This window comes from Paraburkholderia eburnea (genome assembly GCF_002917095.1).
GTDB classification, from domain to species: domain Bacteria; phylum Pseudomonadota; class Gammaproteobacteria; order Burkholderiales; family Burkholderiaceae; genus Paraburkholderia; species Paraburkholderia eburnea.
The window spans coordinates 38,830-60,153 of the sequence record NZ_PQGA01000019.1; the positions used below are offsets into that span (position 1 = coordinate 38,830).

The following is a 21,324-nucleotide window of genomic DNA, read 5'->3' on the forward strand; positions in this document are numbered from 1 at the left end:
GTTCGACGGTTCGACGGTTCGGCGCGAACCGAAGATCAGCCGCCGGCCACCGGGCTCACGATGTCGAGGCGGTCGCCCGCCGACAGCGTGCGCGCGCCATGCTGGCCACGCGCGACAAAATCGCCATTCACGGCGACGGCGAACGGCGGACGCGCGCCGAAGGCGGCAAGCGCATCGGCGACGGTCGCGCCCTCGGGCAGCGTGAGCGGCTTCTGGTTGATCTGAATGTCCATGGCAAAAACGTCTAAAACGCGTGTAACTACGTTGAATCGTGGCGAGGCGCACGGCGCGCGCCCCGGTTCCTGTTTGCAGCCGTTTGCAGCCGCGCTGCCGCGCGCTTTAAGCGTGGGCGCGCTCGCTTTGTCCTTGCGTCGTGTGCAGCATCGACGCCCAGCGCGACCCGGCGCGGAGTGCCTCGAAGGCGTCGGCATCGGCGAGGCGGCCCGCCAGCAGCGCTTCGGCCACGCGCACCGCTTCGTCGGCGACGGCGGGCGCGATCATGAAGCCGTGGCGGTAGAGGCCATTCACGCGCAGCGTCGCGTCACCGTCCCAGATCAGCGCCGGACGATGATCGGGCAGCGTTGGGCGGACCTGCGAGTTCAGTTCGAGAATGCGCGCCTCGCCGAACGCCGGATGCACGGCAAAGGCCGCGCTCAGCAGTTCGAGCGCCGAGCGCACGCTTACGGGCGAGCGATCCTCGCCCTCGATTTCCGTCGCGCCGATCACGTAGAGATCGTTCTGCTTCGGCGCGATATAGAGCGGATAGCGCGGATGCAGCAGGCGCACCGGACGAGTGAGGCCGATGCCCGGCGCGTGCACGCGCGCCACTTCCCCGCGGATGCCGCGCAGCGCGGGCAGCGCGGGCTTGGCGCCGAGCCCCCGGCAATCGATGGTCACGCGCGCCTGGGGCAGGTTGGCGTCATCGACGCTGGTGTGCCAGTGCGTTTCCACGCCGCGCTGCGCGAGGCCCGCCGCGAGTGCCGCCAGCGCCTGGCGATTGTCGAGCTGGCCTTCGCCGTCGAGCAGCCAGCCGCGCGCGAAACGCCCGGCAAGCGCCGGTTCGGCGGCGTCGAGCTGCGCGCCCTGGAGCGTCGTGAAGTGTGCGTCGGCCAGCTCGCGCGGCGCGTTGGCGCGCACGCGGCGCTCGAACAGCGGCGCTTCGGTGCGATCGGCGTGATGCCAGACCACGAGCGTGCCGTTGCGCTGGAAGAACACCGGCTCGGGCAACTCGGCCAGAATGCGCGGCCAGGTGTCGAGCGAGGCCACGCCCAGTTCGGTGATCAGCAATTCGGCGACGGCGGCTTCCGCGAGCGGCGCGAGCATGGCCGCCGCGACCCAGGCCGCCGCTTCCCCGCCTTCGGGGCCGCCGCGCTCGTAGAGCGCCACGCGATGCCCCGCGCCCGCGAGCCGCCAGGCGACGAGACGCCCGCTCAAGCCCCCGCCGAGCACGGCGAAATCGGGTGTGGCCGGCTTAGGCGCGGCCGATCCAGACGTACGAACGCCGACACCCTGGGAATTCGAGGAATTCGGGGAGTGATCGGATTGCAAAGAAGAAAAAGAAGCAGCGGTCATCGTATCCTTTCCGTACGGCAAACAAGATGCGTACCCAAGGACGAAACCGGCTGGCAAAGCCGGCCGTGCAAACGATGTGACGCGCGAAGAAGGACATGCGCCGCAAGGATTGCCCGGCGGGAATCTGGACGCCTGAATAAATCAGATCGATCGGATCGAGGAACGACTAAATAATCGCCCCATATCGGCTGATCGACAGATTCATAGCGCCAGCAAGACTTTCCGGAAACTTCCCGCGCCGGTATTACCCGGATCGGGTGCGAAGGGTCTCTCTCAGCCTCACTGTGGCATGCCCGGCATACCGGTGAAGCACCCCTGTTTCGTCAACGGCCATTAGACCACAAAAGCCGCGAGCGCCGCAAACCGCGGGGGCAGGCGCACAATCTCCGCTCTGGCACAATGCGCTGAACCGGCGCGAACCGCGTGGCGCAGGCCAGCAGTGTAAAAATACGGCCCATCCCACGCCGCGCGAGCGCAGTCTCGCTCGGGTCGTCGAGTCGTCTATTAAGACTCGCTTAAGCGGTACGGGACAGAATCCGGAACAAAATCGCAACGCTGACAGACCTCAGCGCACGGCATCACGCCACGCATGGCGGGCATCGTCGACTCCGGCCGCGGGCCGGCACAACATCAGGACGCACATGACCAACCTCACTCCCCGCGCCACGCCGGAACAGAATGAGCATCACAAGATCACGGCCTGGAGCCTGATCAAGCCTTACTGGGTCTCCGAGGAACGCTTGATCGCCTGGGGCCTGCTCGTCGCGATCATCGTGATGAACCTGCTCGTCGTGTGGATCAACGTGCGGCTCAACAGCTGGAACGCGGACTTCTACAACGCTCTGCAAAACAAGGACGTCAAGCAGTTCCCGCATCTGCTGATGATCTTCACCGTGCTGGCGTTCGGCTTCATCATCCTTGCGGTGTACGGGCGCTATCTGCGTCAGATGCTCGGGTTCCGCTGGCGTCAGTGGCTCACCACGCGCTTTCTTGGCGAGTGGCTCGACCAGGGCGCGTTCTACCGGATCGAGCGCGACCGTCTCGCCGACAACCCCGACCAGCGGATCAGCGACGACCTCCAGTCGTTCGCCACCACCACGCTCTCGCTCACGCTCGACCTGCTTTCCACGGTCGTGACGCTGGTTTCGTTCATCACGATCCTGTGGTCGCTCGCCGGCGCCCTCACCTTCTCGCTGGGCGCAACGCCCATCACGATTCCCGGTTATATGGTGTGGGCCGCCGCGCTCTACGCCGTGTTCGGCTCGCTCGTGATCCAGAAGGTCGGCCATCCGCTCGTGTCGATCAACTACCAGCAACAGAAGGTCGAAGCCGATTTCCGTTTCGGCCTGATCCGCCTGCGCGAAAACGCCGAGCAGATCGCGCTCTACGACGGCATGGACACCGAGCGCGGCAACGCACAGGGACTCTTCGCGCACATCAAGGAGAACTGGTGGCGCGTGATGAAGTACACGAAGCGCCTCACCTTCGTGCTGAGCATCTACGGCCAGATCGCCATTATTTTCCCGCTCGTGGTGGCAGCGCCCCGCTACTTCGCGGGTGCGTTCTCGTTCGGTGTGCTGATGCAGATTTCGCAGGCCTTCGGCACCGTGAGCGACTCGTTCTCGTGGTTCATCAACAGTTATGCCACCCTCGTCGAATGGCGCGCCACCGTGAACCGTCTGCGCGAATTCGTGCGCGTGGTCCACTCGCCGCGCCTGAAGGAAAGCGTCTCGCCGGCCACGGAACATGGCGGCATCAACCTGCATTTCGTCGATGCGGGCGAACTCTCCACCGAACACCTGAAGCTCGCGCTGCCCAATGGAAAGCCGCTTTCGGAAGTGCGCGACATCGCCATCAAGCCGGGTTCGCGCTGGCTCGTGCGCGGCCCGTCGGGCGCGGGCAAGAGCACGCTGATGCGCGCGCTCGCGGGTCTCTGGCCGTTCGGCGAAGGCTCGATCGACGCGCCGGTCGATGCGCGCATGATGTTCATTCCGCAGCAAAGCTATCTGCCGATCGGCACGCTCAAGGCCGCGCTCACCTACCCCTCGCCCGCCGACGATTACAGCGACGAGGACTGCCGCGAAGCACTGCGCGCCTGCCTTCTGGAGGACTATGCCGAGCGTCTGAACGAATCGGCGCATTGGGCGCGCGTGCTGTCGCCGGGCGAGCAACAGCGTCTTGCCGGGGCGCGCGTGCTGCTGCACAAGCCCGATTATCTGTTCCTCGACGAAGCGACCAGCGCGCTCGATCCGGACAACGAAGGCCGTCTCTACAAGCTCTTCGTCGAACGCCTGCCGAAGGCCGCGATCGTGAGCGTCGCGCATCGCGAGTCGCTTGAGGCGTATCACCATGAAACGCTCGAAATCGCGCGCTCGCCCGAAGAGCGCGTCGCGGCGTAAGCAGCAGAAGCAACGGGCGGCGCGCAGGGCGCGTCGTCCTGATTACCGGCGCCGCGCCATATCCCGGGCCAGACGATCCACGTCGATGGCGGCCTGAAGCTGGGTCAAGCGGCCCGCTCAAGCAACACCGCGAAGCGCATTTCATTCGCTCGCTACCGAATTTTCAGGCCGCGCCCAGGCGAGCCGTCCGGCCTTTACCTCACACCGGGCTTTCAACGCCCCTCGCCTCGACAGCCCATCGCACCTAAAATAGGCGCGATCCTGCCGCCCGGCACACCCGGCGTCGCCGCAGACGACACAGCCGCCATGCGCCGCCCCACCCGGCCATGGCAGGCACAACAACACGGGGGAGACGAGGCCCATGGGCTTTTTTCAATGGTTCAGCGAACTGAACCAACGCGAGCGCCGCACGCTCTACGCCGGCTTCGGCGGCTATGCGGTGGACGCGTTCGACTTCATGATCTACTCGTTCCTGATCCCGTCGCTGATCGCCGCCTGGGGCATGAGCAAGGGCGAAGCGGGCATGATCGCGACGAGTTCGCTGATCTCCTCGGCCATCGGCGGCTGGCTCGCCGGCATCCTCGCCGACCGTTACGGCCGCGTGCGCGTGCTGCAATGGACCATCGCCACCTTCGCGCTCTTCACCTGTCTTTCCGGCTTCACGCATTCGTTCTGGCAACTGCTCGTCACGCGCACGCTGCAGGGCATCGGCTTTGGCGGCGAATGGTCGGTCGTCACGATCATGATGGCCGAGACGATCCGCTCGCCGCAGCATCGCGCCAAAGCCGTGGGCACCGTGCAGAGCAGCTGGTCGTTCGGCTGGGCCGCCGCCGCGATTCTCTACTGGGCATTCTTCGCGCTGCTGCCCGAGGACTACGCATGGCGCGCGTGCTTCTGGATCGGCATCCTGCCCGCGCTGTGGATTCTCTACGTGCGCCGCAACGTAAGCGACCCCGAGGTCTTTCTGGAGACGCGCCGCGCGCGCGAACGGGCGCGGGAACAAGGCCGCACGCACGGCCACTTCCTGCAGATCTTCGCGCCCGCGCATCTGCTGACGACGCTGCTCGGCAGCGCGCTGTGCACCGGTATGCTCGGCGGCTACTACGCGATCACCACCTGGCTGCCGACCTATCTGAAAACGGTGCGCCATCTGTCCGTATTCAACACGAGCGGCTATCTGATCGTGCTGATCGTCGGCTCCTTCACGGGCTATATCGTCGGCGCGATCCTGTGCGACAAGATCGGGCGGCGCGCCTCGTTCATCCTGTTCGCCATCGGCTCGTTCGCGCTCGGCATGGCCTACACGATGCTGCCCATCACCGACGGCGCGATGCTCGCGCTCGGCTTTCCGCTCGGCATCGTCGTGCAGGGCATCTTCGCGGGCGTGGGCGCCTATCTTTCCGAGCTGTATCCGAATGCGATCCGCGGCTCCGGTCAAGGCTTCTGCTACAACCTGGGGCGCGGGCTCGGCTCGTTTTTTCCGATTCTCGTCGGCACGCTCTCGCATGCCACCACGCTCGTCAAGGCGATCGGCACGGTGGCCGGCGCGGGCTATCTGCTCGTGATCGTTTCCGCACTGTGTCTGCCCGAAACCAAAGGCAAGGTGCTGGAGCCTGCTGCCGACACGAACCGCGCGCCAGCGCCCGCTCAACCCTCTGCGGATCCCACTGCACCATGAGACTGAACGTGCTGCAATACCGTCCATTCCCTACGCTACGACCGGCATGAAAACGATCGTCCTCGGCGCCGGCGTGATCGGCGTCGCCACCGCCTGGTACCTGAGCGAGCGAGGCTGCGACGTCACGGTCATCGATCGCGAGCCAGGCGTCGCGCTCGGCACGAGCTTCGGCAACGCGGGCGTGATCGCGCCCGGCTACGTCACGCCGTGGGCCGCTCCTGGTATGCCGGCCAAGCTCATCAAGTACCTGCTCCACCCCGCTTCGCCGCTGATCTTCCGGCCGACTTTCGACGCCGCGCAATGGCGCTGGATCGCGCGCTGGCTGCGCGAATGCGACCTCGCGCGTTTTCGCGTCAACAAGCAGCGCATGCAGCGCATCGCCTACTACAGCCGCAACTGTCTGCACGCGTTCCGCGCGCAGCATGCGTTCGAGTACGGGCGCAGCCAGGGCTATCTGCAACTCTTTCGCAGCGACTATGACGTCGAACTCGCCCAGCCGGCGCTCGACGTGCTGCGCGACGCGGGCATCGCGTATCGAGAACTGGACGCCGCGGCCTGCGCGCAGATCGAGCCGGGGCTCGCGTGGTCGCGCGTCAAGCCGGTGGCCGGCGTCTATCTGCCCGACGACGAAGCCGGCGACTGCGCGCGCTTCACGCGCGAACTGCGCGCCGTGTGCGAAAGCCGTGGCGTGAAATTCGTCTTCGATACCGAGGTGCTCGCGCTCGAAGCCACGGGCGGCAAGGTCACGGGCGTGCGCGTGCGGCCGGTGCCGGGACGCGAGGCGCGCAACCGCCGCGAGCAGCGCCGCGCGCCCGCCGAAGTGCTGCGCCCCGCCGATCTGGGCGAACCGGCGGCCAACGCCGCGCCGCAAACGCTCGCCGCCGATGCCGTGGTGGTCGCGCTCGGCGTCGAGAGCGCGGCGCTGGTCGCGCCGCTTGGCGTGCGTGTGCCGCTCTATCCGGTGAAGGGGTATTCGGCCACGCTGCCCGTGGTCGACGAACAAAAGGCGCCGCGCGCCGCGCTCATGGACGAATCGCTCAAGACGGCGATTACGCGTTTCGGGCCGTATCTGCGCGTGGCGGGCACGGCGGAACTGGGCAACCATCGCACGACGCTGCGCGAGCAGGCCTTGCAGACGCTCATGAAGGTGCTCGACGACTGGTTCCCGCACGCGGCGACGCCTTCGTCGGCGCAATTCTGGGTCGGACGCCGGCCGATGGTGCCGGACGGCGCACCGCTGCTGGGCGCGTCGGGCGTGGACGGCTTGTGGCTCAACGTCGGCCACGGCTCGACGGGCTGGGCGATGTCGATGGGCTCGGGGCGCGTGGTCGCCGATCTCATCGCGCAGCGCGCGCCGGAAATCGATCTCGATGGCTTGACGCTGGCGCGCTATCGGCGCTGAACGTCCGCTGAACGCGTCCGCCAAACGTCTCTAGACCGGCACGCTCGCCAGCGCCTCGTAGCGCGCGCCCTGCTTCGCGAGCATGCTCGAATACAGCACGAGCGAAGTAAAGCGCAACGTCGGCAATGCCGCGCCGCTGCCCGTTGGCGGCGCAGCGTGCGCATCCCGCGCAAAACGGGCGAGCGTCACATGCGGACGAAATGCGCGCGTGTCGAGCGACAACCCCACCTCGCCCATCGACGAACGCACGTGCCAGTCGAGCGCCGTGAACGCGTCGGACATCGCCAGCACGGCCACCAGCAGGCGCGGCGGTGCGTGGCCCGGCCAGCATTCGATCTTCGTGACCGGCGCGGGCGGCAATGGCGTCGCACGATCCGCGAGCCGCTGCGCGAGCGCTTCGCCCTGCGCGAACGACATCGCGCCGATGAACGCCACCGTGAGATGCAACTGCGCGTGGGGCACGCGGCGCGCGTTGGGCGGCACGTCGAGCGCGGCCAGTGCGTCGCGCGAAGGCGCGTCGGGCGCGAGCGCGATGAAGCAGCGCTTCCACTCCTGCGCTTCGCTTGTGCTCTCGCTGGGGGTTTCGCTGGGGGTTTCGCTGGGGATCTCGCGCGCTTCTGACATGATCGGGAGCCTTAAACCATCGAGCAATCGGCTCATGGTACGCCGCTCATCGGACGTAAAAAAGCCGGGTCATCCTTGCGGATGCCCGGCTTTTTTGGCGCTTTGTCTCCTGCCGTCTCCCGCACGTTCTGTCGAACCCGACAGAACGCACTGGATTTAACGCGGCAGTTCCGTGCTGCCCATCAGATACGCATCGACGGAGCGCGCGCACTGACGGCCTTCACGGATCGCCCACACCACCAGCGACTGGCCACGACGCATATCGCCCGCCGTGAACACCTTGTCCACCGACGTGTAGTAAGCCTTCTCGCCTTCAGTCGAAGCGCGCACGTTGCCGCGCGCATCCTTCTCGACGCCGAACGCTTCGAGCACCGGCGACGCCGGCTGCGTGAAGCCCATCGCGAGCAGCACCAGATCGGCCTTCATTTCGAATTCCGAATCCGGCACTTCGACCATCTTGCCGTCCTTCCACTCGACGCGCGCGGCGATCAGCTTCTCGACCTTGCCGTTCTTGCCTTCGAGGCGCTTGGTCGCGACCGCCCAGTCACGCGAGCAGCCTTCCTCGTGCGAGGACGACGTGCGCAGCTTGACCGGCCAGTACGGCCACACGAGCGGCTTGTTCTCTTCTTCGGGCGGCTGCGGCAGCAGTTCGAACTGCGTCACGCCCTTCGCGCCGTGGCGGTTCGAGGTGCCCACGCAGTCGGAACCCGTATCGCCGCCGCCGATCACGACGACGTGCTTGCCCTTGGCGAGCAGCTGGTTCGGCAGCTTGTCGCCGGCGTTGACCTTGTTCTGCTGCGGCAGGAACTCCATCGCGTAGTACACGCCTTCGAGTTCGCGGCCCGGCACCGGCAGATCGCGCGGCGTTTCCGAACCGCCCGCGATCACCACGGCGTCGAACTGTTCCTTCAGCTCGTCCGGCGTGATGGTTTCCTTCGCCGTGTTGCCGATGTACGCCGGCAGCTCGCCCTTGCCGATGAAGACATTGGTACGGAAGGTCACGCCTTCGGCTTCCATCTGGCGCATGCGGCGATCGATCAGCCACTTTTCCAGCTTGAAGTCGGGGATGCCGTAGCGCAGCAGGCCGCCGACGCGGTCGTTCTTTTCGAACACGGTCACGTCATGACCGGCGCGCGCGAGTTGCTGCGCCGTGGCCAGACCCGCGGGACCCGAACCGACGACCGCGACCTTCTTGCCGGTCTTGTGCTTTGCGACTTGCGGCGCGACCCAGCCTTCGGCCCAGGCCTTGTCGATGATCGCGTGCTCGATCGACTTGATGCCGACCGGGTCGTTGTTGATGCCGAGCGTACACGCCGCTTCGCAGGGCGCCGGGCAGATGCGGCCCGTGAACTCGGGGAAATTGTTGGTCGAGTGCAGGACTTCGATCGCGTTCTTCCAGTCCTGGCGGAACACGAGGTCGTTGAAGTCCGGAATGATGTTGTTGACCGGGCAGCCGTTATTGCAGAACGGGATGCCGCAGTCCATGCAGCGTGCGCCCTGGACCTTCGCGTCGGCGTCGGAGAGCGCCGCGACGAATTCCTTGTAGTGCTTCACGCGCGTGAGCGGTGCTTCGTACGCCTCATGCTGGCGCTCGAACTCGAGAAAACCGGTTGCCTTACCCATTAGGTTCTCGTCTATCTAATCTATTCGCGAAAAATCGCGGTGAGGGGGACCGCGCCCGCCGCCGCATCATCGGGTTGTCGTAACCCTGGCGCGGCGGGCGCTTCGTCTATGAGTCGTCAGTGCTGGAATCAGACGGGAATCAGGCGGCCAGTTCTTCCTGGCTTGCCTTCTTCGCGCCGATTTCGCCCAGTGCGCGCTTGTATTCCGTCGGGAACACCTTCACGAACTGGCGGCGCGCCGCATCCCAGTTTTCCAGCAGCGCCTTGGCACGCGGCGAGCCGGTGAACTGGAAGTGACGCTCGACGAGTCCCTTGAGCAGCGCTTCGTCGGTCTGGCCCGTGTGCCACAGCGCGCGGTCCACGGTGCGTTCCTGTTCGGCCTGTTGCAGCACCGGATCGAGCGCGACCATCGACTTATTGCACTTGCCGGCAAACGTGCCATCCGGGTCGTACACGTAGGCGATACCGCCCGACATGCCCGCCGCGAAGTTACGGCCCGTTTCGCCGAGCACGACCACCGTGCCGCCCGTCATGTATTCGCAGCCGTGGTCGCCCGTGCCTTCGACGATGGCCGTCGCGCCCGAGTTACGCACCGCGAAACGCTCGCCCGCCACGCCGCGCAGGAAGGCTTCGCCTTCGAGCGCGCCGTACATCACCGTATTGCCGCAAATGATGTTTTCTTCGGACTTGCCGCGGAAGTCGTTGGTCGGACGGATGATGATGCGCCCGCCCGACAGGCCCTTGCCGACATAGTCGTTGCCGTCGCCCACGAGGTCCAGCGTGATGCCGCGTGCGAGGAATGCGCCGAAGCTCTGACCCGCCGTGCCCTTGAGCTGGATGTGGATCGAGTCTTCCGGCAGACCGTCGTGGCCGTACTTCTTCGCGACGATGCCCGAGAGCATCGCGCCGACCGTGCGGTTCACGTTGCGCACCGGCTGGATGAACGAGACGTGCTCGCCCTTGTCCAGCGCGGCGCGGGCCTTCTCGATCAGGGTGTGGTCGAGCGCGCGGTCCAGGCCGTGGTCCTGCGTATCGACGTGCTTGCGTGCGACTTCTTCGCCCACCGACGGCTGATAGAACACGCGCGAGAAGTCCAGCCCCTTCGCCTTCCAGTGTTCCACGCCACGGCGCGTGTCGAGCAGATCCGCGCGGCCGACCAGATCGTCGAACTTGCGGATACCGAGTTGCGCCATGATTTCGCGCACTTCTTCAGCGATGAAGAAGAAGAAGTTGACGACGTGCTCGGGCTGGCCCGAGAACTTCGCGCGCAGCACCGGATCCTGCGTCGCGACGCCGACCGGGCAGGTGTTCAGGTGGCACTTGCGCATCATGATGCAGCCCTGCACGACGAGCGGCGCCGTCGCAAAGCCGAATTCGTCGGCGCCGAGCAGCGCGCCGATCACCACGTCGCGGCCCGTCTTCATCTGGCCGTCGGCCTGCACGCGGATACGGCCGCGCAACTGGTTCAGCACTAAGGTCTGCTGCGTTTCCGCGAGGCCCAGTTCCCACGGCGTGCCGGCGTGCTTGAGCGACGACAGCGGCGACGCGCCCGTGCCGCCATCGTGACCGGCGATCACGACGTGGTCGGCCTTGGCCTTCGCCACACCGGCTGCCACCGTGCCCACGCCCACTTCCGAGACCAGCTTCACCGAGATCGACGAAACCGGGTTCACGTTCTTCAGATCGTGAATGAGCTGCGCCAGGTCTTCGATCGAGTAGATGTCATGGTGCGGCGGCGGCGAGATGAGGCCCACGCCCGGCACCGAGTAACGCAGCTTGCCGATGTACTCCGAAACCTTGTGGCCCGGCAGCTGACCGCCTTCGCCCGGCTTCGCGCCCTGCGCCATCTTGATCTGGATCTGATCCGCCGACGACAGGTACTCCGCCGACACGCCGAAGCGGCCCGACGCGACCTGCTTGATCTTCGAGCGCAGCGAGTCGCCATCCTTCAGCGGGATGTCCTTGACGACTTCCGGCCCGATGATCGAACGCATCGTGTCGCCATTCTTGATCGGAATGCCGCGCAGTTCGTTGCGATAACGCTTCTCGTCTTCGCCGCCTTCGCCCGTGTTCGACTTGCCGCCGATGCGGTTCATCGCGACCGCCAGCGTGGCGTGCGCTTCGGTGCTGATCGAGCCGAGCGACATCGCGCCCGTCGCAAAGCGCTTGACGATTTCCTTGGCCGGCTCGACGTCGTCGATCGAGATCGCACGCGCCGGGTCCAGACGGAATTCGAACAGACCGCGGAAGGTCATGTGGCGCTTCGTCTGATCGTTGATCAGATGCGCGTATTCCTTGTAGGTCTGATACGAGTTGCTGCGCGCCGAGTGCTGGAGCTTGGCGATCGCATCCGGCGTCCACATGTGGTCTTCGCCGCGCACGCGGAACGCGTACTCGCCGCCCGCGTCGAGCATGTTGGCGAGAACCGGGTTGTCGCCGAAAGCGTCGTGATGCAGACGGATCGCTTCTTCCGCCACTTCGAAGAGGCCAATGCCGCCGACCTTCGACGCCGTACCCTTGAAGTACTTGGCGATCAGATCGTCAGCCAGACCGACGGCTTCGAAAATCTGCGCGCCCGTGTACGACATGTACGTGGAGATGCCCATCTTCGACATCACCTTGAGCAGGCCCTTGCCCACTGCCTTGGTGAAGTTGTAGACAGCCTTGTCCGCCGACAGGTCGCCCTTCAGGCCCGTTGCCATCTGCGCGAGCGTTTCCATCGCGAGGTACGGGTGCACGGCTTCCGCGCCAAAGCCCGCGAGCAGCGCGAAGTGGTGCGTTTCACGCGCCGAACCCGTTTCCACGACGAGACCCGTGCTCGTGCGCAGGCCGTGCTCGACCAGGTGCGAGTGGATCGCCGAGGTGGCGAGCAGCGCCGGAATCGCGACGTTGTCGCGGTCCGCGCGGCGGTCCGACACGATCAGGATGTTGTAGCCCGACTTGACCGCATCGACGGCTTCCGCGCACAGCGACGCGAGACGCGCTTCGATGCCTTCCTTGCCCCAGGCCACCGGATAGCAGATGTTCAGCTCATAGCTGCTGAACTTGCCGCCCGTGTACTGCTCGATCGCGCGGATCTTCGCGATGTCCTTGAAGTCGAGCACCGGCTGCGACACTTCGAGACGCATCGGCGGGTTGATGTTGTTGGTGTCGAGCAGGTTCGGCTTCGGGCCGATGAACGACACGAGCGACATCACCATGTTTTCGCGGATCGGATCGATCGGCGGGTTGGTGACCTGCGCGAACAACTGCTTGAAGTAGTTGTAGAGCGTCTTGTTCTTGTTGGACATGACCGCCAGCGGCGAGTCGTTGCCCATCGAACCGACGGCCTCTTCACCCGACATCGCCATCGGCGCCATCAGGAACTTGAGGTCTTCCTGCGTGTAACCAAACGCCTGCTGACGGTCGAGCAGCGCGGCGGCTTCGGCGCGCGCGGTCGCGACGTCTTCCGCCTTCGGCTCGATTTCGTCGAGCTTGATGCGCACGGCGTCGATCCAGCTCTTGTACGGCTTGGCGTTGGCGAGGTTGTCCTTCAGTTCCTTGTCGTCGATGATGCGGCCGTGTTCCATGTCGATCAGGAACATCTTGCCCGGCTGCAGGCGCCACTTCTTGACGATCTTCGATTCGGGGATCAGCAGCGTGCCGGCTTCCGACGCCATGATGACCAGGTCGTCGTCCGTGACGATGTAGCGCGCCGGACGCAGACCGTTACGGTCGAGCGTCGCGCCGATCTGGCGGCCGTCGGTGAAGGCGATCGCGGCGGGGCCGTCCCACGGCTCCATCATCGCTGCGTGGTATTCGTAGAACGCCTTGCGGTTCTCGTCCATCAGCGTGTGCTGTTCCCAGGCTTCCGGGATCATCATCATCATCGCGTGGACGAGCGGGTAGCCGGCCATCACCAGCAGTTCGAGGCAGTTGTCAAACGATGCCGTGTCCGACTGGCCCGGATAGATCAGCGGCCACAGCTTGGGCAGGTCGTCGCCCAGAACGTGCGAGGCGATCGCGCCGGTACGGGCGTTCAGCCAGTTCACATTGCCCTTCACGGTGTTGATTTCACCGTTGTGGGCGATCATGCGGTACGGGTGAGCCAGTTCCCACGCCGGGAACGTGTTCGTGGAGAAGCGCTGGTGCACGAGCGCCAGTGCCGAAACCACGCGCTCATCCTGCAGGTCGCGGTAGTACACGCCGACCTGACCGGCCAGCAGCAGACCCTTGTAGACGACCGTGCGCGCCGAGCACGACGGCACGAAGTATTCCTTGCCGTGCTTGAGCTTGAGCGCCTGGATGCGGTGGCTCGCGGTCTTGCGGATCACATACAGCTTGCGCTCCAGCGCGTCCGTGACCATCACGTCCTTGCCGCGGCCGATGAAGATCTGGCGGATCAGCGGCTCGCTGGCCTTCACCGTGGGCGAAATCGGCATGGTGTGGTCGACCGGCACGTCGCGCCAGCCCAGCACGACCTGGCCTTCCGCGCGCACCGTGCGTTCGAGTTCCTGCTCGCACGCGAGACGCGAGGCATGCTCCTTCGGCAGGAAGATCATGCCGACGCCGTACTCGCCGAACGGCGGCAGCGTCACGCCCTGACGGGCCATCTCTTCGCGGTAGAACGCGTCCGGAATCTGGATCAGGATGCCCGCGCCATCGCCCATCAGCGGATCGGCGCCGACAGCGCCCCGGTGGTCGAGGTTTTCGAGAATCTTCAGGCCTTGCTGAATGATTTCGTGGCTCTTCTTGCCCTTGATATGGGCGACGAAGCCGACGCCGCAGGCGTCGTGTTCGTTTTGCGGGTCATACAGACCTTGCGCGGCGGGCACCGCGGCGCGCTGCAGGTGATCGTTCATGGGGACACCGTCCTAGAGGGGCCAGGGGAATGGCCGTTGATTCCGTACTTTGTTTTCCCGCCGCTTGCGTGACCGCTGTACGGCGTTGCGCGGGCGATGCAGGCTTCCCGCGTTGTGCGTCCAGGAGAGCCGAAAGGCGAATATACGCGACGAATCAAGGGCATGCAAATAAAACTGCATGGTTAGACCCCAATTATCGTCATGGTGCATTGCGGTGCATTTTTATTGGGGACGCATCAAAAAGGGGCGAAAGAAAACGGCATCCGGAGATGCCGTTTTTCTTCGTAAAACGTTGATTTACAAGGAGATCAATGGGTGCCGGTGCCAGGCTTGTGCCCGTGATGGGCCGGCGGCGAGCTGGACCCCCCGCCAGAGCCCGATGGCGACGAACCCGCAGAATGGCCGCTCGGACCACCCGTATTTGCCCCTGGCGTTGCGCCGCTACCACTACCCGGATGGCTGCCGGCGTGCCCGCCCGCGTTCGATCCGGGCTGCGAACCCGACGGTGGCGACGAAAAAGGGCCTGATGAAGGCGTATGCGCGGCACCCTGCGAGCCGGTGCTCGCACCCGCATTTCCGCCCGTCGCGACGGCGCCCGCGCTCGTCGTTCCGGCCGACGCCGTGGGCGTCGCGCCCAGTGCGCCCGCGGCGCCAGCCGCCCCGGGCGGCGCAGCCGGTTCGCGCACCTTGCGAGGCCGCCCGCGCGGCAGCGGCGAAACACGCCGGTTCGCCGTGCGCGAAGCCCAGTCGCGATAGGTATCGCTGCCGAGCACCCAGCCCTTGAGCGTGGCCTGCATCAGCTGATTGGTCTCGCGCTCGTCGAAAGGCTGCTCGCAGAGTTCGCGATAGGCGCGCTGGCGCTCGAACGGCGTATTGCCGAGCGCCCAATAGAGCGGATGGTCGGTGATGAGGCTGTCGACGGTCAGGCCGATGTGATGCCGATAGCTCGACCAGCGATAGTCCTCCGCCGCCGCGACGAGGCCGCTGCGCACCGGCGCGAGTTCGACGACGCGGCTCGCCAGCAGAAAGAAGCGCTCGCCCTCGATGACGGTCGCGCGGTAACGCCCTTCCCAGAGCGTGCCGCGTCGCGCGTAACGGCGGTTGAAGTGGGCCACATAGCGCCTGCCGACCGCCTGCATCGCCTTGGGAAGGCTGGCTTCGTCGGATGGCGTGACGAGCAGTTGCACCGCGCCGGGCATCAAAACCCAGGCATGCACCGCAAGGTGGTGATCGCGCGCCGCTGCCTTGAGGCAGTCGATGAACAGTTCGTAGTCCTGGTCGTCGACGAATGCGGGCTGCTGATCCAGTCCGCGCAGAATCACATGCTGCGGCTGGTCGGGAACATAAAGACGTGCAAGCCGTGCCATGCTCGATTTTCCTGGTCCGTTGGTGAATACCCGCAGACCCGCCAAGGCCGCGCCAGCGCTTGTTCTCGCGGGCGTACGACTTAAGCGGAGACCTCGCGGCGCTTAGGGAAAAAGCTCTAACGGTCGCATATGGTTTGTTGCAAACGTTGTGTTCATAATGGGCGGGCCTTTAATGGAGGAGCACATATATGAAATTAAAACAGGCGCTGGCAGCAGTCGCCGCGCTCGCCTGCATGTCGGGGGCTCACGCGCAATCGGCCAACACGTTCTACGTTACAACGGGGTGGTTCCATTTCTCGCCGCAGGATGGCAGCGATCCTCTCAAGATCGATGACGTCGCCGGCCGTCCGGTCAATCAGGCATTCCCGGGCACGGGCACCGGCATCAACAGCTCCGACACCTTTGGCTTGAGCCTGGGTTACTTCATCACCGATCACCTGGCCACTGAAGTCGAGCTGGGCGTTCCTCCCAAGTTCGAGCTGGACGGCGAAGGCTCGCTCAGTGCTTTCGGCAAGCTGGGATCCGCCCGACTCTGGAGCCCCGCGCTTCTGTTCAAGTACTACTTCAACAAGCCTGAAGCGCAGTTCCATCCGTATCTTGGCATCGGCGTCACGCACGTTTCGTTCACGGACGCGAAGATCACCAACAGCAACTTCATCGACAGCCCTGCGCTTGGGGGTCCGACCAGCGTTTCGACGGACAGTTCCTGGGCGCCGGTGTTCAACGTCGGTTTCAACTACAACTTCACGAAGCACTGGTTCGCGGGCTTCTCGGTCTCGTACATTCCGGTCAGCGTGATCGCGACGCTCAACACCCAGAAGCAGACGATCATTGGTGTGGTTTCGCAGAAAGCCGAAGCGAAAATTCACCTGAACCCGCTCGTGACGTACCTGAAGGTCGGTTACATGTTCTGAAGCGCCTCGCGCTTCCGGCACCGCCTGCCGCCTTCCCTCACCGCCTCCGTCCTGCCGTCGCGGCATCCGACGGAGCGCGGCTTCCGCCTCCCTCTACCGCATGTCCTGCCGATTCAGCACCGGTTGTTCCCGAGCACTTTTCTGACAACCGGAACGGGTTTTCCTGATTCTATGCCTCTGGGAAAAACCGTGCTGTCCCCGTAATCATTTGTCGCAAAGAAAGCGCAACGCAAGCCCGGGAAAGCCCGCCACATCGCCAGCGCAGCCGCGCCGGACGGGCATGCACGATTTTTCTCCTGCGCACCTTGCCGCGCCGGGCACCCGATTTGCGCAATACTCGGACTCCTTCTCGACCGTCCTGCCCTTTTTTGCGCGGACGCCCAGAGCCCCAGACCCTGAGATTGCCAACACGGAGCCATTCATGAGCGCATTCCCAAACACGCGAGACGCCCTCGGAGAATCCTGGACCCGCACGGGCCGCCATGCCAGGCGCATCGCGCGCCGCGGCCGCAGCGCCGCCGCCGATATCGCCGACGAACTGCGAGACCTGCTCGGCGAACTGGAAACGAGCCTCGGCGAAGGCACGCAAGCCGATGCCCAGGCGCTGCGCGCGGACGTTCGCAAACGCCTCGACGCCGCACGCGAACGTCTTGAAGTCGCTCGCACCGCCGCGCGCGAGCGCGCGGGCGAAGCCATGGACAATGCCGACGATTACGTGCACGCCAATCCGTGGCAGGCGATTGCCATCGTGGGCGGCATCGCGCTGGTCGCCGGCGCGATTCTCGCGCGCTGCCGCTAGGCCGCCAGTCTCAACGTCCGGCGCTGACACACAGGAACCGGGAGCCGGGAAGCCGCGCGCCTCGACCCTCAGCCGTCGAGCGCGTGCGGCCCGATCAGATCGATCCGGTCGGTACAGATCGTGTCAACGCCCCAGCTTGCCAGTTCGCGCGCGCGGTCCAGTTCATTGACCGTGTAGGCGAGGATGAAAAGCCCCGCCTCCTTGATGCGCACGACGAGCGCCTGATCCAGATGCCGATGGCTCGCGTGCAGCGAGACGCACGCGAGCGCGCCGGTCTGCTCGCGCCAGTCGTCCGGCACGCGCTCGAACAGCAGGCCGCGCGGCAGATCCGGCGCGGCGTCGCGCGCAGCCGCCAGAGCCTCGAACGAGAACGACGACAACAACGGCGGCAGACCGGTCGCGGCTTTCCTGTTTAGCCAGAGCCTGGCCGTTTCCGCGCCGACGATACGCCCCGTGTCCTTGTCCCGCCCCGCACACGGCTTGATTTCCACGTTTGCCGCCAACCCTTCCTCGCGACAGCATTGCGCGGCCTCGGCGAGCGTCGGCATGTGCTCGCCCTCGAAGCGCGGATCGCACCAACTGCCCGCGTCGAACGCCGCAATCTGCGCGTAACGCAGTTGCGCCGCCGCCCCGCGCCCGTTCGACGTGCGCTCGACGGTATCGTCGTGCAGCAGGAAGGCGATGTCATCGGCGGACAGTTTGGCGTCGAACTCCACCATCGTGTGCCCAAAGCCCGCGCCCACGCACAGGGCCGCGAGCGTGTTTTCGGGCGCGAGCGTGCCGCCGCCCCGGTGGGCGGCGACGCGCGGATACGGCCAGGTTTTCATCGCAAAACTCCAGGTATTTCGAGATTCGACCGGCCAGGCGGACGTCAGACTTCGTCGGCGACGACGAACAGACGCCGATACTCCTTGAGCGCGTAACGGTCGGTCATGCCCGCGATGTAATGCGCGATCAGGCGCGGCTGTGCGGCGGGGTTCGGCGTCTGGTACGCGGGCGGCAACAGGCGCGGATCGTCGCTGAACGCGTCGAAGAGTCCCTTCACGACGCGCTGCGCCTTGTTCGCCATGCGCATCACCTGGTAGTGGCGATACAGGTTGCGGTAGAGAAAGCGCTTGAGCGCGGCCGCCTGCGCCGCGATGCGCTCGCTGTGCGCGACCAGCGGCGGCGCGGCGCGCACGTCGTCGAGCGAGCGCGGCGCGTGCCCGGCGAGATTGCGGCGGGTCTGGCCGATCAGATCGACGATCAGCGTATTGATGATGCGCCGCACGGTCTCGTGCACGAGCCGGCGCCCTTCGATCTGCGGGAATTCGGCGCGCGCGGCGTCGTAATGAGTCTGCCAGAGTTCGACTTCGGCCAGTTGTTCGATCGTGATGAGACCGGAACGCAGCCCGTCGTCCACATCGTGATTGTTGTAGGCGATTTCGTCGGCGATGTTGGCGATCTGCGCTTCGAGCGACGGCTGACGCCCGAGCAGAAAGCGCTCGCCCAGTTCGCCGAGCGCTCGCGCATGCTCGCGCGAGCAATGCTTGAGAATGCCCTCGCGCGTCTCGAAGCAGAGGTTCAGGCCGTCGAACGCGCCATAGTGTTCCTCCAGCTCGTCGACTACAGCAAGACTTTGCAGGTTGTGCTCGAAGCCACCGTGATCGCGCATACATTCGTTGAGCGCGTCCTGCCCCGCATGGCCGAACGGCGTATGGCCGAGGTCGTGCGCCAGCGAGATCGCTTCGACGAGATCTTCGTTCAGGCGCAGATTGCGCGCCACCGACCGCGCGATCTGCGCGACTTCGAGGCTGTGCGTGAGCCGCGTGCGAAAGAGATCGCCCTCGTGATTCACGAACACCTGGGTCTTGTATTCGAGCCGGCGAAACGCCGTGGAATGGACGATGCGGTCGCGGTCGCGCTGGAATTCGCTGCGCGCGGCGGGCGGCGGCTCGGCGAAGCGGCGGCCGCGCGACTGGGGCGAATGCGCCGCGTAGGGCGCCAGCCCCGTTTCGAACTCTGACTCGGACTCGAACCCGGATTCGGCTTCGCCCTGGGACAGCCCGGATAACTGCGTGTCTGCCTTGTTGCCTGCGGCGCGGGCCTGATCGGCCAGCGCGCCGCGCTTGTCGCTGCGGGTGTCGCTCAACGGTTCCTCCGCACGGATCGCAAAGTGGACGGCCACGGCCTCGTGGGCATGGGCCGCCGTTCAGCTCAACTTCGGAACTACATCGGCACGGCGAGCTGGCGCATCAGCCCTTGACCGTGGCCGCCAGCGTGGCCTGCACGGCTTCGTCGGGGGCGAGGCCAATATGCGTTTCGCCAAAGCGCTTGAGCAGGATGAACTTGATCGCGCCGCCTTCGGCCTTCTTGTCCACCTGCATCAGCTCGACGTAACGTTCAGCGCCCAGCGCGGGGCCGACGTCCGGCAAATGCGCCGCCTTGATGACGCGCACCAGACGCTCGCGCGATGCCTCGTCGAGCATGCCCATGCGCACCGACAGATCGGCCGCCATCGCCATGCCGCAGCCCACGGCCTCGCCGTGCAGCCACTCACCGTAACCGAGACCCGCTTCAATCGCGTGACCGAAGGTATGGCCGAAATTGAGAATCGCGCGCAGGCCGCCTTCGCGCTCGTCGGCGGCGACCACGGACGCCTTGATCTCGCACGAGCGCTTGACCGCGTGCGCGAGCGCTGCGGGCTCGCAACGGTTGAGCGCTTCGACGTTCGCCTCGATCCAGTTGAAGAATTCCGCGTCGGCGATCGCGCCTGTCTTGATGACTTCGGCCACGCCCGCCGCCAGCTCGCGCGCGGGCAGCGTGCGCAACGCGGCAATGTCGGCGATCACGGCCTGCGGCTGGTAGAACGCGCCGATCATGTTCTTGCCGAGCGGATGGTTGATGCCGGTCTTGCCGCCCACCGACGAATCGACTTGGGAAAGCAGCGTCGTCGGCACCTGGATGAAGGGCACGCCGCGCATGTAGCAGGCCGCCGCGAAGCCGGTCATGTCGCCCGTCACGCCGCCGCCCAGTGCGATCAGCGTGGTCTTGCGGTCCGCGCGCGAGGTGAGCAGCGCGTCGAAGATCTGATTGAGCGTTTCCCAGTTCTTGAACGCCTCGCCATCGGGCAGCACGACAGTGTGGACATCCTTGCCGAGCGGCGCGAGCGCGGCGCGCAGCTTCTCGCCGTACAGCGGCTCGACGACGGTGTTGGTCACGATCGTCACCGATTTGCCGGCGATATGCGGCGCGAACAGCGCCGTCTGGCCGATCAGGTCGGAGCCGATGTGGATGGGGTAGGCGCGGTCGCCCAGTTCGACGTTGACGGTAATCATGCCAGGCAGTAGTTCAAAGTGTGGGGCGCTTCGGTGCAACAGAGCCGTGGAGCGCGACGGCGGCAGAACGGCGGAACGCCGGGCCGCCCAAACGCCGTCACGCAGGAAACGTGCTACTCGCTCGCCGGCGAGCGCAAAACGCCGGCCATATCGAGCTGCATCAGCACCATATTGACGAGGCCGTTCACCGAAGGCCGGCCCGTCTCGATCACGAAGTCCGCGACCTCGCGATAAAGCGGATCGCGCTGCTCGTAGAGCGCCTCAAGGCGCCCTTTGGGATCCTCGGTCTGCAACAACGGCCGGTTCTTGTCGCGGCGCGTGCGCAGCCACAAATCATGCGGATGGGCGCGCAGATAGACGACGAAACCGCGCTCCTTGAGCGCGGAGCGATTTTCGGGCCGCAACACCGCGCCGCCGCCCGTGGCGAGCACGATGCCGTCGCGCGCGCTCAGCTCCTCGATCATCTGGGCCTCGCGGTCGCGAAAACCCGCTTCGCCTTCGAGTTCGAAGATCACCGGGATGCGCGCGCCGGTGCGCGCTTCGACCTCGTGATCGGAGTCGAAAAACGGACGCTCAAGCCGGCGCGCGACCGCCCGGCCCACGGTCGTCTTACCGGCGCCCATGAGCCCTACGAAAAATACATTGGCGTTTGCGTCCCGCACTTGCAGCGTTTCCTACAAAAGATTGGTGCAGCAGCTTACTGGCAAAGCAGCGGCGTTGTCGAGCCTGCGGACCACGCGCTTTGGCCCCATTCGGCCATCCTGCGCAGCTTTTTTCCCTTTTTGGGCC

13 protein-coding genes, 2 pseudogenes and 1 riboswitch are annotated in these 21,324 nt (G+C 65.5%); of the genes and pseudogenes, 5 read left to right on the forward strand and 10 right to left on the reverse strand.

Annotation, left to right across the window (positions count from 1 at the left end; genetic code table 11):
• Nucleotides 1-35: 35 nt before the first annotated feature.
• Nucleotides 36-233, reverse strand: a complete 198-nt coding sequence (gene thiS / locus B0G62_RS25145; RefSeq protein WP_103706925.1) for a sulfur carrier protein ThiS — start codon at nt 231-233, stop codon at nt 36-38.
• A 106-nt stretch (nt 234-339) separates the two neighbouring features.
• Entirely contained in the window at nt 340-1,572 is a 1,233-nt protein-coding gene (locus B0G62_RS25150; RefSeq protein WP_103706926.1) for an FAD-dependent oxidoreductase, read from the reverse strand.
• 213 nt (nt 1,573-1,785) lie between these two features.
• A riboswitch (TPP riboswitch) is annotated at nt 1,786-1,899 on the reverse strand.
• Between the two features lie 314 nt (nt 1,900-2,213).
• Here B0G62_RS25150 and B0G62_RS25155 point away from each other — a divergent pair.
• The 3 genes from B0G62_RS25155 to B0G62_RS25165 all read left to right on the forward strand — a co-directional run bounded on the left by B0G62_RS25155 (nt 2,214) and on the right by B0G62_RS25165 (nt 7,051).
• On the forward strand, nt 2,214-3,971 hold the full coding sequence (locus B0G62_RS25155; RefSeq protein WP_103706927.1) for an ABC transporter ATP-binding protein/permease: 1,758 nt from the start codon (nt 2,214-2,216) through the stop codon (nt 3,969-3,971).
• A 361-nt stretch (nt 3,972-4,332) separates the two neighbouring features.
• Nucleotides 4,333-5,649 (forward strand): MFS transporter, encoded by a 1,317-nt coding sequence (locus B0G62_RS25160; protein WP_103706928.1) that lies wholly within the window; start codon nt 4,333-4,335, stop codon nt 5,647-5,649.
• 46 nt (nt 5,650-5,695) lie between these two features.
• Nucleotides 5,696-7,051, forward strand: coding sequence for a D-amino acid dehydrogenase (locus B0G62_RS25165; RefSeq protein ID WP_103706929.1), 1,356 nt, complete (start codon nt 5,696-5,698; stop codon nt 7,049-7,051).
• Between the two features lie 30 nt (nt 7,052-7,081).
• Here the strand turns inward: B0G62_RS25165 and thpR are convergent, their stop codons facing one another.
• The 4 genes and pseudogenes from thpR to B0G62_RS25185 form a co-directional block, all read right to left on the reverse strand.
• Nucleotides 7,082-7,675, reverse strand: coding sequence for an RNA 2',3'-cyclic phosphodiesterase (gene thpR, locus B0G62_RS25170; protein ID WP_103706930.1), 594 nt, complete (start codon nt 7,673-7,675; stop codon nt 7,082-7,084).
• A gap of 156 nt (nt 7,676-7,831) precedes the next feature.
• Nucleotides 7,832-9,298, reverse strand: a complete 1,467-nt coding sequence (locus B0G62_RS25175) for a glutamate synthase subunit beta (protein WP_103706931.1) — start codon at nt 9,296-9,298, stop codon at nt 7,832-7,834.
• Between the two features lie 139 nt (nt 9,299-9,437).
• Nucleotides 9,438-14,138 (reverse strand): glutamate synthase-related protein, encoded by a 4,701-nt coding sequence (locus B0G62_RS25180; protein ID WP_103706932.1) that lies wholly within the window; start codon nt 14,136-14,138, stop codon nt 9,438-9,440.
• A gap of 665 nt (nt 14,139-14,803) precedes the next feature.
• Nucleotides 14,804-15,505, reverse strand: a pseudogene (locus tag B0G62_RS25185) (transposase); the annotation flags it as partial.
• A 188-nt stretch (nt 15,506-15,693) separates the two neighbouring features.
• Here B0G62_RS25185 and B0G62_RS25190 point away from each other — a divergent pair.
• Together B0G62_RS25190 and B0G62_RS25195 are read left to right on the forward strand one after the other, a co-directional pair.
• The gene (locus B0G62_RS25190; protein ID WP_103706933.1) at nt 15,694-16,419 is read left to right on the forward strand and encodes an OmpW/AlkL family protein; all 726 of its coding nucleotides are present in this window, start codon (nt 15,694-15,696) and stop codon (nt 16,417-16,419) included.
• A gap of 421 nt (nt 16,420-16,840) precedes the next feature.
• Complete coding sequence (locus B0G62_RS25195) at nt 16,841-17,218, forward strand: ElaB/YgaM/YqjD family protein (RefSeq protein WP_103706934.1); 378 nt, start codon at nt 16,841-16,843, stop codon at nt 17,216-17,218.
• Between the two features lie 68 nt (nt 17,219-17,286).
• Here B0G62_RS25195 and ugpQ read toward each other — a convergent pair whose 3' ends face one another.
• The 4 genes and pseudogenes from ugpQ to B0G62_RS25215 form a co-directional block, all read right to left on the reverse strand.
• Nucleotides 17,287-18,045: a glycerophosphodiester phosphodiesterase gene (gene ugpQ / locus B0G62_RS25200; RefSeq protein WP_103706935.1), complete on the reverse strand. Its 759-nt coding sequence runs from the start codon at nt 18,043-18,045 to the stop codon at nt 17,287-17,289.
• 44 nt (nt 18,046-18,089) lie between these two features.
• A pseudogene (locus tag B0G62_RS25205) lies at nt 18,090-19,214 on the reverse strand (deoxyguanosinetriphosphate triphosphohydrolase); the annotation flags it as partial.
• A gap of 238 nt (nt 19,215-19,452) precedes the next feature.
• On the reverse strand, nt 19,453-20,535 hold the full coding sequence (aroB, locus tag B0G62_RS25210; RefSeq protein ID WP_103706936.1) for a 3-dehydroquinate synthase: 1,083 nt from the start codon (nt 20,533-20,535) through the stop codon (nt 19,453-19,455).
• A 113-nt stretch (nt 20,536-20,648) separates the two neighbouring features.
• Nucleotides 20,649-21,203 (reverse strand): shikimate kinase, encoded by a 555-nt coding sequence (locus B0G62_RS25215; protein ID WP_103706937.1) that lies wholly within the window; start codon nt 21,201-21,203, stop codon nt 20,649-20,651.
• Nucleotides 21,204-21,324 lie beyond the last annotated feature (121 nt).

What these genes read in the sequence shown, in the direction of transcription:
- B0G62_RS25160 (WP_103706928.1), top strand. Translation starts at nt 4,333, where the DNA reads ATGGGCTTTTTTCAATGGTTCAGCGAACTGAACCAACGCGAGCGCCGC.
- B0G62_RS25180 (WP_103706932.1), bottom strand. Translation starts at nt 14,138, where the DNA reads ATGAACGATCACCTGCAGCGCGCCGCGGTGCCCGCCGCGCAAGGTCTG.
- B0G62_RS25175 (WP_103706931.1), bottom strand. Translation starts at nt 9,298, where the DNA reads ATGGGTAAGGCAACCGGTTTTCTCGAGTTCGAGCGCCAGCATGAGGCG.
- B0G62_RS25195 (WP_103706934.1), top strand. Translation starts at nt 16,841, where the DNA reads ATGAGCGCATTCCCAAACACGCGAGACGCCCTCGGAGAATCCTGGACC.
- thiS (WP_103706925.1), bottom strand. Translation starts at nt 233, where the DNA reads ATGGACATTCAGATCAACCAGAAGCCGCTCACGCTGCCCGAGGGCGCG.
- B0G62_RS25155 (WP_103706927.1), top strand. Translation starts at nt 2,214, where the DNA reads ATGACCAACCTCACTCCCCGCGCCACGCCGGAACAGAATGAGCATCAC.
- B0G62_RS25150 (WP_103706926.1), bottom strand. Translation starts at nt 1,572, where the DNA reads ATGACCGCTGCTTCTTTTTCTTCTTTGCAATCCGATCACTCCCCGAAT.
- thpR (WP_103706930.1), bottom strand. Translation starts at nt 7,675, where the DNA reads ATGTCAGAAGCGCGCGAGATCCCCAGCGAAACCCCCAGCGAAACCCCC.
- aroB (WP_103706936.1), bottom strand. Translation starts at nt 20,535, where the DNA reads ATGATTACCGTCAACGTCGAACTGGGCGACCGCGCCTACCCCATCCAC.
- ugpQ (WP_103706935.1), bottom strand. Translation starts at nt 18,045, where the DNA reads ATGAAAACCTGGCCGTATCCGCGCGTCGCCGCCCACCGGGGCGGCGGC.
- B0G62_RS25165 (WP_103706929.1), top strand. Translation starts at nt 5,696, where the DNA reads ATGAAAACGATCGTCCTCGGCGCCGGCGTGATCGGCGTCGCCACCGCC.
- B0G62_RS25190 (WP_103706933.1), top strand. Translation starts at nt 15,694, where the DNA reads ATGAAATTAAAACAGGCGCTGGCAGCAGTCGCCGCGCTCGCCTGCATG.